7 protein-coding genes are annotated in these 17,528 nt (G+C 66.0%); all 7 read right to left on the reverse strand.

What is annotated here, in order from left to right; all coding sequences use genetic code 11:
* Positions 1 to 30: 30 nt before the first annotated feature.
* Positions 31 to 864, reverse strand: a complete 834-nt coding sequence (locus tag CH291_RS18365; RefSeq protein ID WP_068047085.1) for an ABC transporter permease — start codon at positions 862 to 864, stop codon at positions 31 to 33.
* Entirely contained in the window at positions 861 to 1,862 is a 1,002-nt protein-coding gene (locus tag CH291_RS18370; RefSeq protein WP_094688282.1) for an ABC transporter ATP-binding protein, read from the reverse strand. Before CH291_RS18370 ends, CH291_RS18365 begins: the two co-directional genes overlap by 4 nt.
* A complete protein-coding gene (locus CH291_RS18375) occupies positions 1,859 to 12,103 on the reverse strand; it encodes a non-ribosomal peptide synthetase (protein ID WP_094688283.1) in 10,245 nt (3,414 codons plus the stop codon). Before CH291_RS18375 ends, CH291_RS18370 begins: the two co-directional genes overlap by 4 nt.
* 267 nt (positions 12,104 to 12,370) lie before the next feature.
* Positions 12,371 to 13,996, reverse strand: coding sequence for a long-chain fatty acid--CoA ligase (locus tag CH291_RS18380; RefSeq protein ID WP_094688284.1), 1,626 nt, complete (start codon positions 13,994 to 13,996; stop codon positions 12,371 to 12,373).
* A 68-nt stretch (positions 13,997 to 14,064) separates the two neighbouring features.
* Positions 14,065 to 15,144 carry an alpha/beta hydrolase gene (locus tag CH291_RS18385; protein WP_094688285.1) on the reverse strand — a complete coding sequence of 360 codons (1,080 nt, stop codon included), beginning with the start codon at positions 15,142 to 15,144 and terminating at the stop codon, positions 14,065 to 14,067.
* Between the two features lie 71 nt (positions 15,145 to 15,215).
* Positions 15,216 to 16,100 (reverse strand): tagatose-bisphosphate aldolase, encoded by an 885-nt coding sequence (locus tag CH291_RS18390; RefSeq protein WP_094688286.1) that lies wholly within the window; start codon positions 16,098 to 16,100, stop codon positions 15,216 to 15,218.
* A gap of 71 nt (positions 16,101 to 16,171) precedes the next feature.
* Positions 16,172 to 17,527 (reverse strand): FGGY-family carbohydrate kinase, encoded by a 1,356-nt coding sequence (locus tag CH291_RS18395; RefSeq protein WP_218829043.1) that lies wholly within the window; start codon positions 17,525 to 17,527, stop codon positions 16,172 to 16,174.
* Position 17,528 lies beyond the last annotated feature (1 nt).

Here is a 17,528-nt window from a genome sequence, read left to right on the forward strand (position 1 = left end):
CGATACCGACGTGAACAACCCTGCGCGAGATCACCCCACCCGGCCGCGCGAGACCTTGAGCGTCAGGGGCACGAAGATCGTCAGCAACACGATCGAGGCGATGAAGGAGTACAGCATCGGATTCGAGGACGCCCAGGTCACCGGTTCGTTGATCAACGTCGACGGTGCGATGGGATTGCCGAACGCCTCGCGGGTGGCGCGGGCCACCGAGGTCACCGGGTTCCATTGCGCGAATATTCGCAGTGGCCCGGGCAGCGTCGCCGACGGGATGAAGGCCGACGAGATGAAGGTCAGCGGAAACACGATGATCATCAGAACGCTCTGAGCGCTTTCGGCTGTGGCCGAGATCAATCCGACGACGGCACCCATCCACGACATCGCGAAACCGAAGAACACCAGCAGGGCAATCGCTCCCAGAGCGGAACTCAGTGATCCGTTGATGCGCCATCCGACGACGAATCCCGCACCGATCATCACGGCGATACTCACCACCGATACCAGCGCGTCGGTGAGAGTGCGCCCCAGCACGATCGCCAACCTCGACATCGGCAGCGAGTGGAATCGTTCGACAATTCCCTCACGACTGTCGGTGGCCAGCCCGATGGCGGTGAACCCAGCGCTGAACACCACGGTTTGCGTGAAGATTCCGCCCATCAGGAACTGTCGATAGTCGCTTCCACCGAGCGCGCCGCCGAGGACGTAGGAGAACAGCAGCACGAACATCAACGGCTGCACCGTCGCACCGAGCAGCAACTGCGGAACGCGCAGGATCACCAACAGGTTCCGCTGCGTCATCGTCGCGCAATCGACGAGGAAGCTGCCGATTCCCTCGCGGCGAACGGGTCGCGCGGCCATCGTGGTCATCGATCGATCCTCTCGGCCTTCGGGGCACCCGTGTGATGACGGCCGGCATCCTCGTCACCGGTCAAGTCGAAGAACACGTCGTCGAGATTCGGTGCGCTGACGTACGCATCGTGGACGTCGATGCCCGTCCCGTACAGACGGGACAGGATCAGCATCAGCGACCGCGACCCGTACGGGGCGTCCGCAGCGAACCAGCCCTCGCGGACGGTGGCGGGGTCGGTGCGAACGTTCATGCGGGACAACAACTCTGTCGCCACTCTCAGACTGTTGGGATTGAGGACCTGTACGTGTGCGCTCGGTACGCGCAGACGGGATTTCAACTGAGTCGGCGTGCCCTCGGCGACCACGCGGCCCTTGTCGAACACCACCACGTCGTCGGCCAACCGCTCGGCCTCGTCGAGGTACTGCGTCGTCAGCAGCACCGCGGTGCCGTCCCCGGTCAGTCCTTCGACCACGTCCCAGAGCTCACCGCGACTGCGCGGATCGAGGCCGGTGGTCGGTTCGTCGAGTATCACCAACGGTGGCCGCGCGACCAAGGCACCGGCCAGGTCGAGACGTCGACGCATACCGCCCGAGTACGTCGACGCCGCCCGTCCCGCAGCGTCCTCGAGGTGGAACATCGCCAGCAATTCCTTGGCTCGCTTGCGGGACCGCGACCCACCGAGCCCGTAGAGCCGACCGAGCATCCGCAGATTCTCGTACCCGGTGAGGCGGCCGTCGACGGCGGCGTACTGCCCGGACAATCCGATCAGCCCGCGCACCGCCCGCGGATTCTCCGCCACGTCGATGCCGGCGACCGTCACCGATCCGCTCGTGGGAGCGCTGAGGGTCGCGATGATGCGCACCGCGGTGGTCTTGCCCGCGCCGTTGGGACCCAACACCGCGGTCACCGTCCCCGCGGGCACCACCAGGTCGACGCCGCTGAGCGCCACGTGATTGCCCTTGCGGCCCACGTACTCCTTGACGAGGTTCCGTACCTCGACCACTGTCTCGCTCATCGGTATTGCCCCGATGCGGCTGCCGGAGTGCGTGACTCGATGCCGCGTGCTACCTCGGCCAGGGCCTTCGGGGTACCCATCTCGTTGTGGGTCGTCTGAACCGGGTGATCTGCGATGGTCCCACCGACGAATTGTCGCCATTCCCAGGGGGATCGAGGCACCCCGTGGTAGCGCGACGCGGAGAAGAACGTGAGGTCGCCGCCGAAGAACTCGGGCCGATGCTCGTAGCCGAGGCGAACGAACAGACGGTACCGGTCGTACAGGCGTTGAATCTGATCGTCGTCGAGCAACGTTGCCGCGGCGCCTTGCCTGCGCACCAGCGCGATGGCGTCGTCGAGAGTCAGATCGTCCTCGACCTCGAACTCGCCCACGAATTCGCGCAGCAGGTCCGCCACCGACATCTCCTGTCTCGGTGCCGTCTCCTCGCACAGCGGATACGCGTCGAGAACGATCAGTTCCACCGCCTCTCCCTGCTTCTCGAACTCGACGGCCATGGCCTGCGCGATGAGCCCGCCGAGCGACCAGCCCGCGAGACGGTACGGCCCCTCGGGGAACTCCATGCGGATCGCGTTGACGTAGTCGCGGGCCATCTCCTTCACCGATTCCGGTTCCGGTGCGGTGGTCACGATTCCGCGGGCCTGAATTCCGACGACGGGAGTATCGGCATCCAGATACGGAAGAATCCCGGTGTAGCTCCACACCAGTCCGATGGCCGGATGAATGCAGAACAGCGGTGCCCGATCGGACGATCCTCCGCGCAGCGGTATCAGGACGTCGAACGGAGAGCGCGCACGCAGAGTCACCGGAGCCGTCTGGGAAGTGACACCGCCGTGTCCCAGCGCATCGAGTCGGGCTGCGATCGCGTCAGGTGTCGCGACGTCGAAGAACCACGTCACGTCCACTCGATCTCGATCCGAATCGGCCACCTGCTCACGCAGCGTATCCATCACCATGACTGCGGCCAGGGAATTGCCGCCGAGGGCGAAGAAATCGGAGTCCGCGTCGACGGTGTCGACATCGACCGCAAGCACGGCTGCAAAAGCTGATCGTACCGAATCGACCGTCGAACCGGTGGGACGAGCGACGCTGGCCGTCACCGGTCCCGCAGCGAGCGCGACTCGATCGACCTTTCCGTGTGAGGTGAGGGGGAGCCTGTCGTGCAGCACTATTCGCGCGGGCACCAGATGTCGGGGGAGGACCTCGGACATACCCGCACGAAGGTGATCGACATCGACGACGTCCGTGGTGCTCACGTGCGCGACGAGTGACGATCCGGTCGCGGTGTCCTCGACGAGCACCACCGCGGACTGCACCGACGGGTTCGCCGACAGCACGGCCTCGACCTCGGCCGGCTCGACCCGAATTCCGCGAATCTTGGTCTGCGAGTCCGACCGTCCGAGAATCCGCAGCTGAGTACCATCCGCTGTTGCGACGGAGCGAACGAGGTCACCGGTTCGGTAGAGCCGTGAGCCCGCATCGCCGTAGGGGTTCGCGACGAACCGAGTCGCCGTCAATGCCGGCCGATCGAGATAGCCCCGAGCAAGGCCAGCACCGGCGATGTAGAGCTCGCCCATGTTCGGTCCGTCCACCCTGCGCAGGTCCGAATCGAGGATCAGCGTCGACGTGCCCGATACCGCTGATCCGATGTGCGGTGCCACCGCAGCCTTCTGCAGACCCATTGTTGCTGCGACCGTCGACTCGCTCGGGCCGTACGCGTTGACGAAGCGACGGCCGTCCGCCCAGGTGTCCAGCAGCGCTGCCGACAGCGCCTCGCCTCCGGTGCCGATCGTGGTGACCGACAGCAGTGCGTCGGGCGAGAGTGTCCCCAGTGCGGCCGGGGTGATGAAGATCGTGTCGACCCGTTCGCGGCGGATCAGGTTGCCGAGTTGTGTACCCGCAAAGGTCGACGACGGTGCGACCACACAGGTCGAGCCGCGAACGACGACCAACAGCATTTCCAGAATCGCTGCATCGAATCCCGGTGACGCCACGTGCAGAACCCGGGACCGGGGGCCGGTGTCGAACTGCAGCCCCAGCGACACCGCGAATCGCTCGAGCCCGCGGTGAGTGACTGCGACCGGCTTCGGCCGACCCGTCGTTCCCGAGGTGTAGACGACGTAGGCGATGTCGTCGGGATGCGGCCGTGGTGCAGGCTTATTCCGGTCACTCGGCTCGACGTCCCGAATCGATCTCCACGTGACGCTCTCGCGCGGTAGGTCGGCGTCCGGGTCGTCGCACAGTCCCAGGATCGGAGCCGAATCCTCCAGGATGTAGCGCAACCGCTCGCTCGGGTAAGACGGGTCGAGCGGCAGGACGGCCGCACCGGTTCGCGCGATTGCCCAGAACGCGGTGACCGAGGCCAGGGAACGCTGCGTCGCGAGGGCGACACAGGTTCCCGGCCCCGCACCGGCCCCACGAAGCGAATCGGCCAGGGTCGCAACGGCCTCGTCCAGCTCGCGATAGCTCATCGAACCGTCCGCCGCAGCGACTGCCACCGCATTCGGATCGAGTGAGACGGCCGCGTCGAACAGCGCGCCGAGTGTGGGAGGAGAAAGAACGATCTCCGACGCGTCGAGCAGATCACCGACGGTGCTCGACGGCTCTCCGGCCGCTCGATCGAGTAGTTCGACCAATCGTTGCCCCAGATGACGAACGGTACTGGGAAGGAACAGGTCTCGTGCGTAGGTGATGCGCACGTCGGCGCTGCCGTCGTGGCTTGGGCGGACGGACACCACGAGGTCGAATGCCGAGGTGGTGATCGGGGCTTCGATCGTGGCGATGGTTCGGTCGCCGGTATCGATCGTGAGCGGCGGTGAATCCTGCACGGCGAGCACGATTTGAACGACGGGATTGCGGGCGGGGTGACGCGGTTGTCCGAGCGCGGACACGACCTCGTCGAACGGGATCATCGCGTGCTCGAACGCGTCGAGGTCGGTGTCGCGTACCTCGGCCAGTGCCTCCGCGAACGACGCGGACCCTGCGAAGCCGGTGCGCAGTGCGAGCGTGTTGACCGCCATGCCCACCATCGAGTCGAGAGCCGTACCACCGCGTCCCGAGTGCGGTGTACCGATCACGACGTCCGTGGTGCTGCCGGCCGAAGTTCCGACGGATGCGAGCGCGGCGAGCGCGGTGTGCACCACCATGAATTCCGAGGACCGGTGGGTTCGGGCGAGGCCGCTCACCCGGGCACGCACCTCGGCGGACATCGGCACCGTGACGGTTGCCGCCCGTCCGGTGGGAGCACTCGGTCGCGACATGTCCAACGGGACGGCGTGTTCGACGGGTGCGTCGCGCAGTGTTTCCGTCCAGTAGTCGAGGCCCGTTGCTCGCGCTCCGTCGGTCATCGCCGACTCGAGTGCGAGCTGGTACTCGGTGTACTGCAGCGGCAGGCTCGGCCACATCGGGATGTTGCCACTCTCACGAGTGGTATACGCGAACAACAGATCAGCAGACAGCGGGGCGATCGATTCACCGTCCGCGGCGATGTGGTGCACGACCAGGACCACCACGTGCTCGTCGTCCCCGGTCCGCGCCACCGTGGCTCGGACCGGCAGTTCGATCGACAGATCGAAGCGGTACGCACCGGCCTGGGCCAGAAGATCGGTGATCGAGCCGTTTTCGCGCGAGTCCGAGATGCTCACCTCGACTCGTCGCTGCGGCCAGACCCGCTGCACCGGTCCCGTCGGCGTGGTCGGGAACGTGGTCCGCAACGACTCGTGGCGCTGCACCACATCGTTCAGTGCCTCTTCCAGCACATGGGGGTCGAAGGCACCGGTGACGCGGAGGCCGCCCACGATGTTGTACGCCGTTGCCGTCGAGGCGATTCGGCTCGTGATCCACATGGCCTGCTGCTGGGGTGAGAGAGGGATCGACGGGCCCCTCGTGGAGCGAACGCTCTCGATCAGTTCGGTGGTGAGCCAGTGCGATCGTTGTATCGAGTTCTCGGGGCTCTCTCGACGTGTGTCGAGGTGCGCGGCAAGCTCGGCAACCGTGGGGTTGTCGAAGATCGTCCGAACCGGGACGTGGTGGTCCAGGCTCTCACCGATCCGGGTGGCGTATCGCGTCGCGGACAGCGACGTGCCGCCGAGGGCGAAGAAGTCGGCCGAGGTTCCCACCGACGGTACGTCGACGATCTCGGACAGAATCTGCAGCAGAGTCGATTCGAGTTCTGTTCGCGGCTCGTCGCCGACGGCAGTGACATCGAACGACGGTGCAGGCAAGGCGGATCGGTCCAATTTGCCGACCGGAGTGAGCGGGATGGTGTCGAGGACCACGATCCGGGCGGGCACCATATGTCGTGGCAGCCGCTCCCGGACGATCCGCGTCAACTCACCGACGTCGACGGTGTCCTCACCGTGCACGTAGGACACGAGCACGGTCTCCCCGGACGGGGAGGTGGCCGTCGTCGTCACGGCGAGATCGACCCCGGGTGCCGCACCGAGAACGCCGTCGATCTCACCCAATTCGATTCGCAGACCGCGGATCTTCACCTGGAAGTCGCTGCGGCCGACTATCTTGACCGTCGGGTCGTGTGCGCCGTCGACGTACGCGAGATCTCCCGTGCGGTACATCCGTGACCCGGGAGGGCCGAATGGATCAGCGACGAATCGGGTGGCCGTCAGCGCGGGACGATCGACATATCCGCGCGCGAGTTGTCCACCGGACAGGTGCAATTCACCGGTGACGCCACTCGGCACCGCAGACAGCCGGGTGTCGAGAACGGTCGCGCGGACTCCGGCGACCGGCATCCCGATGGATACGTCCCGGGTCGGGTCGAGAACCGGGAGATGGGTGGAGATGGTGGATTCGGTCGGGCCGTAGACGTTGACGATGCGACGCCCGGCCGCTGCAACTGCGAGCAACTCCGGTCCGAAGTTCTCGCCTCCGATGCCGATCGTGGTCATCGGCGACAGATCCGGACCGGTGAGGTCGAGGGTGGCCAGCACCGACGGCGTCAGGAAGCAGTGCGTCACCTGATGAACGGCGATCACCGCTTCGAGTTCTTCCGCACCGACGATGTCGGCCGGAGCGACCGCCAACGTGCCGCCCGAGCGAATCGCGAGCGCGATCTCGAGCATCGACGCATCGAAACTCGGGGAGGCGAAGGCCAATACGCGAGAACGCGAATCGCCCTCGAACGCGCGTACCAGCTCGGCCCCGGCGTCGGAGTAGGCCTGCCGGGAGATTTCGACGCCCTTGGGAGTGCCGGTGGTTCCCGAGGTGTAGATGACGTACGCCGCATTGGCTGCAGACACCTCCGGGGCGTCCCGGCCGTACGTCCCGGCCTGAGCGAACAGCGAGTCCAGCGACAGCCAGAAGCCGTTCGATCCATCCGTGCGCAGGTGCGTGAGACCGACGACGGCGCGGCTGTCGCGCACCATGAACTCGCGGCGATCCTCCGGGTAGGCGGGATCGACGGGAACGTACACGCCGCCGGAGCGAGCGACGGCGAGCACGCACAGCACAGCTTCCATGGAGCGAGGCAACATTCCGACGACCCTCGTCTCGGCCCGCACACCTCGACTGCGAAGAGTCGCGGCCCCGCAAGTGACGAGCGCATCGAGATCGCCGTACGTCATGGATCGTTCGTCTTCCACCAGCGCCACGGCTGTCGGCGAACGCCGCGCGCAGTCTCGCAGAGCGCGGTCGATGCTCACTCCGGCCGGATCGGCTCGACCGCTGAGCATCGGCAGCAGCCTCGCCCGTTCGCAGGGAACCAGCACGTCGATCCGCTGGATCGGACGGTCGGGTTCGGCGGTCATCTGGGCGAGTACCGACGTCAGACGCTGCAGCAGCGCGTCGGCGGTGGGCTCGTCGTAGAGGTCTCGGGCGTAGGTCAGCACGATCGTCGTCTCGTCGGGCCTGGAGGCCGATCGGGCGAGAACCACCTCGAGGTCGTATTTGGTGACCGGCAGATCGATGCCGTACGCGCTCACGGTTCCGCCGCCGATCTCCATATCGACATCGGGGGTGACGCGGTCGGTCAACATCACCTGGAACAGCGGGTGGCGACCGGGGAGGCGTACCGGATCCAGATGTTCGACCAGGGAGTCGAAGGGCATGTGTCCGCGAGAGAGCGCCTCGATGTCGACACCTCGGACTGCGAGCACGTGCTCGCGCACGGAATGGCTCGGCGTGACCTCGGTGCGCAGGACAACAGAGTTGACGAACATTCCGACCACGCGGTCGAGGTCGGGATGCCCGCGCCCCGCCACAGCGGTACCGATCACCACATCGTCGCCGACACCCGAACGGGACATCAGCAGCGCCAACGCGGCGTGCACGACCATGAACTCCGTCGATCCGGTGCCTGCGGCCAGGCGATCGATGGCAGCCTTCGCGTCGGGGCTCAGCACGGTGGAGACGGCCCCGCCGAGGCCGGTCGGCGTACTGGGACGGGCGCGCATGGTGCCCGGTGGACGGGTGTCGGGAAGGCCCGCGAGAGTATCGGACCACCACGTCCGGAGAGCACTCAGCGACGAAGCGGTGTCGGTGGCCTCGCCCAACTGGGCACACTGCCACGCGACGGCATCGGCGTACTGCACGGGAAGTGAATCCCACTGCGGTGCAGTGTCTTCCAATCTCGCCCGGTAGGCCTCGCCGATGTCGGCAGCCAAGACGCCCATTGACCACCCGTCGACGCAGATGTGGTGCAGGACGATCGCGACGACGTGTTCGTCGCGGTCCGGTAGCGAGATCACTCGGCCACGAAGTGGCAGATCGTGTTCGAGATCGAAGGGGCGCGTAGCGATCTCGGACAGGGAGTCGAGCAGTGCTGTGTCGTCGACATCAGCGCCGTCGATGGTCACGGCATCGAACGGCAGAGGATTCTCGGTGCTCGGGGCGTCCAGGATCAGCTGCAGGGGCACATCTTCGGACGGGTCGATGCGGAAGACGGTGCGCAAGCTCTCGTGGCGCCGGACGACGTCCTCGAGTGCCAGCCGAATGGCAGGGATATCGAGCTCGCCGCGGACTCGAAGAGCGAGCGGAATGTGATACGCGGCCGACGGCTGGTAGCGCTCGATCCACCACATGCTGCGCTGCGAGGGCGAGGCGGGCAACGGCACTGTACGCGAAACAGCAACCGGTGCAGTGGATCCAGCGTCGTCGGCGAGGTCGACGACGGCGGCGGCCAGTCGCTCGACCGTCGAATGCAGAAAGACCTCGCGCACGCCGACGCGGTATCGGCCGTCGGCGGCGAGGCGAGCGGCGACGACGGTGGCGAGCAACGAGTTGCCGCCGAGGGCGAAGAAGTCGTCCGTGGCCGACACCGACGGCACGTCGAGTACCTCCGAGAACACCTGGGCGACAATGACTTCCTGCGGTGATTCAGGCTCGCGCCGATCGGCCACGACCTGTTCGACGGGCTCGGGCAGCAGGCGGCGATCGACCTTGCCGTTGGCGTTCAACTCGAACGCATCGAGCACGTTCACGCGGTGGGGCACCATGTACGCGGGGAGAACGCCGACGAGCGAGGCGGTCACCTCGTCGGGGTCGAGCACCGCACCGGTCTCTGCGACGACATAGCCTACGAGGGTGCGGGCCACCCCGTCGCCGTGCACGACCACGACGGCGTCACTGACCTGTGGGTGGGCGCGAAGTGCCTCCTCGATCTCACCGAGCTCGATCCGGAACCCACGCACCTTGACCTGATGGTCGCGTCGGCCGATGTAGGTGAGTTCTCCTGTGGCAGTCCATCTGACGAGATCGCCGGTTCGGTACAGCCGACCCCCTCCGAAGGGGTCGGCCACGAATCGGCTCGCTGTCAGTCCGCGTCGATCGTGGTAGCCACGCGCCACCCCGGTCCCGCCGATGTAGAGCTCGCCCACGCATCCCGGGGGAGTCGGGTCGAGTCGGCGGTCCAACACGTAGGCGCGAATGCCGGCGATAGGACGCCCGAGCGCAACTTTCTTTCCTGCTTCGAGCGGGCCGAGGGTGACGGCGACCGTGGTCTCGGTGGGGCCGTAGACGTCGACCATCCGCCGTCCGGGAGCCCAGTCGTCGACCAGCGCGGCAGGCACGGCGTCGCCGCCGACTCCGATCGAGACGAGTGTCGACCCGGCGGCGGGGGAGACCGTCGCCAGCGCGGACGGCGTGATGAACCCGGCGTCGATGCAGTGCTCGGTGAGCAGCGCCCCGAGTTCGTCGCCGCCGTACACCCCGGTGGGCAGCACCACGAGGGTTCCGCCGGCACCGAAAGCCAGGAACATCTCGAGCACGGATGCGTCGAAACCCGGTGACACGAAGTGCATCACCCGTGACCCGACGATCGTGGCGTGGGCCGCGATGGCCGCGTCGGCGATGGGGCCGATACCGCGATGGGTGACGGCAACGCCTTTGGGGACGCCGGTGCTGCCGGATGTGTAGATCACGTACGCGAGATGATCGAGAGTGAGTGGGGCGAGGCGGTCGGCGTCGGTGATCGCACCGTCGGTGAATCCACGCGCGGGATCGTCCTCGACGAGGATCCAGTCGATCTCGGACGGCAGTCGGCCGTGCATGTCTCGCGTCGTCACACCGACGCGCGCGCCACAGTCCGCCAGCGTGCGCTCGATGCGATCGAGTGGATGCGCAGGATCGATCGGTACGTACGCACCGCCTGCCTTGGTGATGGCCCACACTATGGTCACGGATCTGTGCGAGCGTGGGAGTACCACGGCCACAGGCACGTCCGGGCCGACCCCCATCGAGATCAGCTGGCGTGCGAACGCATTCGAGCGACGGTCGAGCTCGCGGTACTCGACCACGGTGTCACCATCGACGACCGCGGGACGATCCGCCGCACGACGCACACCGCGGCCGAAGATTTCCGGCAGGGTTGCCAGAGCAGCAGGCGCACCGCCGCTCCACTCGTCAAGCAGGAGTCGATGATCCGAGTCGGTGAGCACGCCGATGGAGTCGATCGGGCAGTCGGGTTGCCGGGTTGCGAACTCGTGCAGGAATCGAGCGAAACGCGCACTGTGCATTTCGATGTCGGCCAGCTCGTACGTGGCAGGGTTGCCCTCGATGTCGACGCGCATCTGCCCGTTGTCGGAGTTCGTGTGCAGGGTGACGGCCATGTCTGCCGTCGGACCCGAGGTCAACAGGTCCAGCCGCGCGTCCAGATCGCCCAGCCGAATCCGGTCACCGAACAGCATCGGGTTGATGGTCGGCCCCAGGGTTGCCCCCGAGGCCCGCAGGTCTCCGGCGATCTCCGCCGCGGGGAGCAGCTGGTGCCGAAGAGCACCTCCGATGCGATGGCCGATGTTCTCGATCAGATCGGCAATGGTGGTCGTCGATCCGACTCGGGCTCCGATGGGAACGGCGTTCGCCGTCATGGATGCAGATGATCTCGCCCAGGCGGTGACGCGAGCAGCCATCGGAAGGGTGAGAACGACGTCGTCGGTGTCGGTAGCGCGGGCGAGGTACGCCGCGAAAGCCGCGACCACCAGAGCGGCGACGGTGGTCTTGTGCGTTCCGGCCGCACTGGCAAGGGCTTGGTCGGTCTGCAGGTCCAGCGTCCTGTTGCACCGATGATTGAACGACGACGGTTCGGCCGTGCGTCCGGAGAACGACACCGGTTCCGGGAGTTCGGCCGCCACTGCCGCCCAGTACGCACGGTCCTTCTCGATTCGTGCCGACGCCCGATACGCCGCCTCGGCCTCGACGAACGCGCGTGGGTGCCTCGCCCTGCGCGGCGGCGGGATCTCACCGCGTTCGAGTGCCGAGTAGACCTCGCCGGTACGGACCGCGACCACTGCCGAACCGAATCCGTCGATCACGGTGTGGTGTGCTCGTGCGTACCAGAAGTACCGGAGGTGACCGACTTTCAGGACCGCCGACCTGGACAGTGGTGTCGAGTACAGGTCGATCCGAGCGGTGAACTCCGCGTTCATCCAATCGCGTGCGGCCGCGATCGGGTCGGGAGATCCGGTGAGGTCGTGGTACTCGAGTTCGGTGGGCAGAATCGCTGCATCGACGAACTGACGCACGGTGTGCGGACCGTCCTGGCCGTCGCCGGGGGCGAGGAGTCGGGTCAACAGCGAACCCGTTTCGGCGGCGGTGATGCGCACCGAGTCGACGAGGAGATCGAAATTCAGGTCGCCACGGACGTCCATGTAGTGCGCAACGCTGTGTGCGGCATGCGGATGCAACTGCTGTGCCAGCCACATCGCGTACTGCGAGGACGTCAACTCGAACGTATCTTCGTAGTCGTCGTCCAACGTCACGAACCCGAGTACCTGATTTGAATCGGTCACCATTACCCCCGCGCAACTGTGCGCCCCGTCGTATCCCACTTGCTCGGAACCCCGATGGAACGGTAGCAAACTCCGCGTAGGTTGGAACGGCTCTTTACGTACCGACGTGCAGTGAAACTGGTTTATTACTGAACTCGAGGTTTGTTTAGTCAGTCTCGGCAAATATCTTGTGTAGCAACGCTCGGCGGTGTAGGAGTCAGGAAATGGACGCGGAAGACCGCCCCGAGCGGGCGCTCGGGGCGGTCGGCCACGGTGTTCCGAACGGTGCCGCTACACCAGCTCGATGACGTTCAATGCCCCGTCGGCATGCGAACTGCGCAGTCGCTTCTTGTCGTATTTGCCGACGCTGGTTTTCGGGACCTCGTCGATGAAGGTCCAGCGCTCCGGCAGCTGCCAATGCGCGACGCGGCTGTCGAGGAACTCCTTGAGTTCTTCGGCTGTCACCGATGCGCCCTCGCGGACGACTACGGCCACCAGGGGCCGCTCGTCCCACTTCGGATCGGGCACACCGATCACCGCGGCCTCGCGAACGGCCGGGTGTCCCATCACCTGATTCTCGAGTTCCACCGACGAGATCCACTCGCCCCCGGACTTGATGATGTCCTTGGAGCGATCGGTCAGTCGTAGGTAGCCGCCCTCGGAGATGGTGCCCACGTCACCCGTCCGCAGCCAGCCGTCGTCGAACTTGTCGTCTGCGTCGGCGCGGTAGTAGCTGCCGGTGATCCATGGGCCACGGACTTCGAGTTCACCGACGGTCTTACCGTCCCACGGCAACACCGTGCCTGCATCGTCGACGAGTCGTGCGCGAACCCCGGCGACGAATCTGCCCTGCGTGCAACGTAAATCGAACTCGTCCTCAGCCGACAGCCCGGCATCGGGCTTGCCGGACGTGCCCAGAGGCGAGGTCTCGGTCATGCCCCAGGCCTGCGAGATGTGCACCCCGTACTTCTCGTGGAACGCCCGCATCAAACTCGGTGGACACGCGGCACCGCCGACCACCACGTCACGCAGACTCGACAGATCGGCCGGGTGCTCGTCCAGGTGAGCGAGCAGGGCCTGCCAGATGGTCGGAACGGCCGCCGCGGCCGTCGGACGCAGTGTCGACATCATCTCCGCCAACGGAGCCGGCTGCAGAAACCTGTCGGGCATGATCAGCGACGCACCGACCATCAGCGCTGCATAGGGCAATCCCCACGACATCGCGTGGAACATCGGCACGATGGCCAAGACCTTGTCGGACTGCGCAATTGCCATCGCGTCGGTCATGCAGGCCTGCATCGAATGCAGGTAGATGGAGCGATGTGAATAGACGACCCCCTTGGGGTCGCCGGTGGTGCCCGAGGTGTAACACATTGCGGCAGCGGATCGTTCGTCGAGCTCGGGCCAGTCGAACTCCTCCGGCTTGCCTGCGAGTAGGTCCTCGTAACCCAGCACCTCGATACCGTCGGGTGCAGTGACCTGCGCCGGGTCGACGCCGACGACGACGAGATGCCGCACGGTCTCGAACGTCGGCAGCAAGGGTGTCAGCAGGGGGAGCAGACTCGCGTCGGCGATGATCACCTGATCCTCGGCGTGATTGACGATGTAGGTGAGCTGATCGGGAAAGAGTCGGATGTTCAGCGTGTGCAGCACCGCGCCCATCGCAGGAATCGCCATGTACGCCTCCATGTGCGGGGCGTTGTTCCACATGAACGTTCCGACGCGCTGATCGTCGTCGATGCCGATCGACCGCAGACCGTGTGCCAGTTGCGCTGCCCGCCTACCCAATTCCCCGAAGGTCACCGTGGTCGGACCGGTGTCCGTCCAGGTGGTGATCTCGGCCGAGGAGTGAATGGACGTCCCGAATCGAACCAGCTGGCCGATGGACAGTGGGGTGTCCTGCATGGTGCTCTTCATCGATCTCGCTCCTGAAGTCTCGGCATACACGTCGTTGTGTTGCGCGTCACACCATGCACGATACGGACTTACTCGGACGCGTGGTCTCGGGTACCTCGGATTCGGGCGTCGACCTCGCGAACCATGTCCTGATAGATCTCCGCCGCGGGGTCTATGACCGCGAAGTGGCCCCCGGGTCCTTCGACCGAGCCGACCGAATCCGAGCCCGCCGACGCGGCGGCGTAGTACGCCCGACTGATCTCGAGCAGGTTGGGATCGTCCGATACCGCGCACACCACCAGATGCGGAACTCCGAGCGGAAGCCTCGCGATCGGCGACGATGCCTCGTACGTCTCCTGCGCACCGGCGAATCGCGCACCGATCGCATTCGACACCGCACCCTCACCGAGCCAGCGCTCATCGCCGACCTTCAGATCGAGCACGCCGGCCAGACTCACTGCGAGAGCAGGGGTTACGGCCTTTCCGGCCGAATCGGTTGCGAGGCGCAGAGCGAGTTGACCGCCCGCCGAGTGCCCCATCAGCACTGTTCGGGACAGATCAAGACTGCCGGGTGCCGTCTCCAGCGCCGCCAGAGCGGACGCGACGTCGCCGGTCATCGCATCCCACCCGTGTTCGTCGGGGCGACGATATTCGACGTTCCACGTGGCGTAACCCCGCCCGGTCAGATCGACGGCCATCGCGTCCATCAGGTCGAATTCCCATCGCGAACGCCAGTAGCCACCGTGGATCAGCACGGCGACGGGAAACGGGCCATCGCCCTCGGGTAACCGCTGTTCGACGCGTTGCTCGGGGTGATCCCCGTAGTGCAGGATCGTTCCGGGGTGGAAGCGGTGGAAGTACACGCTGTCGATCGCGAACCGCAGACCGTCGAGTCCGCGGCCGCGAATGTGAGCGCGGATGCCCGGTGATCTGTCCGGCGTGCACTGGCCGAGATCGACCCGAACGACACCGCCGTGCGACGACGTGTCGATCGGGATCCCGTCACCGGGAACGACGATCACCTCGTCGGAACCGGCTGCGGTGTCGACGATTCCGCCCGTCAGTCCTCGGGCCGACAGCGCCCTGGCGACCAATTCCTGCGCCGTCGCGAGATCGGCGAAAACGCCGGGAACGGCGACGATGTCGAGGTGCGTCGAGATGTGCGTCATGGGTTCACGCTACCCAGAACAGCGTCGACCGAACCCGAGACGGGGTGTCCGGGCTCGGTCGAAGGACGATGTCAGTTGTCGACGGCCTCGTTCAGCTCGCGCAGACGGGGGAGTGCGCGGTTGGTGAGCAGGTCCTCGCGGGTCTCGGCGGAGACGGCCATGCTGTCCTTCCACAGTGAGCGGCCTGCCATCGCGCCGCGCGCGCCGTTGGCCACTGCGATGCGCACCTGCTCGATGAACGTCTCGTGGTCGACGCCCGCCGACAGCACTGCCCACGGAACACCCTGTGCCGCTTCGGTAACGGCTGCACATGCCTCGGCGGAACCGGGGTAGGGGAGCTTGAGCACCTTGGCACCGCATTCGACCGAGATGCGGGTGGAGTCGGCGATGATCTTGCCGAAGCCGGCCTTGTATTCCTCGTCCGATTCGCCCTCGAGCTTGTAGGTCAGGATTTCGACGATGAGCAGCAGGCCCTCGGCGGAGCAGGCCTTGACGAGGTCGCGGATCTCCTCGGCGACACGGGAATCGACGCCCTGCCGTTCGGGGCGCATGTAGAACAGCATCTTGGCGACGTCGCCACCGAGGTCGCGTACGACGCGCGGGGTGACTCCGTCGACGTACCGGGTGTACCGCAGTCCATCGGTCTCCTCGAAGCCCGAGGCGTCCATGCCGACGACGAGTGCGGTGTTGCGCGAGAGCACACCCTCGTCGACGATCTTCGGCAGTGCGACCTCGGGGTCGAGCAGGATCGCCGGGGCGTGATTGCCGAGGTAGCGAACCAGATCGGCCTTGGCGTCGGCGAGCTGCTCGAGCGTGACCGAGCCGGGTCCGTCGGGAGCATCCGTCATGACCGCCTTCATGCCGTTGCGCTGATCTCCGGCGACGATGAGCATGTTGCCGTCGGCGGTGGAGATGGCGGCCATTCCGCGACGCTCGAGGGTGGTGAGTTCGTTCATTGTCTTCTCCTGGTGATGGGTTGGGGCTGCGAGCAAGTGAGACAACGTTGTCTCGTTGCAGAAATGTGGGCTCAGATTTCTATGAGCGTCAGTAGTCGCGCAGCGAACAGTGCTGCGCCGTAAGCGGTGTCCTGAGAGCGGGTCGAGACCGAGACATCAGGGAGCACCTGCGCGCGGGCATCCCGGACGCTGGCCATGCCCGCCCAACCGCCGGTGAGCAGCGTGGTCCGAGCGGGCGCAACCTCGGCGTCGAGGGCAGCGATGAGGCGGGCGATCTCCTCGTTGCCGTGCAACAGGATCGAACGGAACAGCTCCGCCGAATTCACCCCGTCGGTGCGCACGGTGATGGACAGCACGCCGTCGTCGTTCCGCGCCCCGGCGATCTCTATCCCGCCGTCGGTGGACGGTCCGGCGGCAGGCAACGCGCACACTCGCTGATCGAGCAGGTCACGCCCGGCGCGGTCGGTGATGTCGCACATCTGCAACGCCCGTCGCATCAACAGTCCGGTCTTGACCCCGGCGACGAGTACGTGTTGGCCCGGAACCACATGCCGCACCGAATTGATCAGGTGATCGGCCAGACGGCTTCGCGCCGCGGGAGTCAGGGGAGCGTCGAGCACTCGCAGCAGAACCTCGGCGGTGCCCATCGACACGTGATATCGATCGTTGGGGATTGCCCCACCCGATACGGCGGAGACGAGGTGGTCGTGACCGGCCACGGTCAACCGTGCCCCCACGATGGCGTCGGGAAGTGCATGTCCGGTTGCGACCCCCAGGTCGGTGCCTGCGTCGACGAGGGGCGGGATGAACTCGGCCCCGACACCCAAGTGTGTCAACATCTCCGTCCACGGCTCGCCGGTGTTCTGATCGAGCAGTCCGGTCCGGGAGCTCAACGAGTAGTCGGCCACCGCGCGGCCACCGAGGGCCAACACGACGAACTCGGGCAGATTGAACCAGCGCAGTTCGGCCAGGTTCAGTCCGTTGTCGCGGAGGTGCGCGATCTTGACCACTGATACCTGGACGCCGACGGGCAGGCCTGTCTTGCCGGCGAACCGATCACGAAGATCCTGGGGTAGTGAATCGACCTGCTGCTGCCCGCGCGGATCGAACCATGCGAATGCCGGAGCGCGGACAACGTTGTCTTTATCCAGAAGGAAGCCCGTCTCGCCCATTCCGGACACGGCGATCGCATCGATGCGCGACGCGGGATCGCCGGTCACCTCGGGCAATCGCCGCGCGACGGCGTCGAGCAGATTCGCGATGGTGGCGAGCAGGTCCTCGGCCTCGAGGTCGGTGGTTCCGCCCGGGCCGTGATGCCACGGCGTCGGACTCTGCTCGATGAGCAGTTCGCTTCCGGCCTCGTCGATCACGAGCACCTTGATGCCGGTGCTACCGAGGTCGAGTCCCGCTACAAGTCTGGGATTCACG

Source organism: Rhodococcus sp. 14-1411-2a (assembly GCF_002259485.1).
In the GTDB taxonomy this organism is placed as follows: domain Bacteria; phylum Actinomycetota; class Actinomycetes; order Mycobacteriales; family Mycobacteriaceae; genus Rhodococcoides.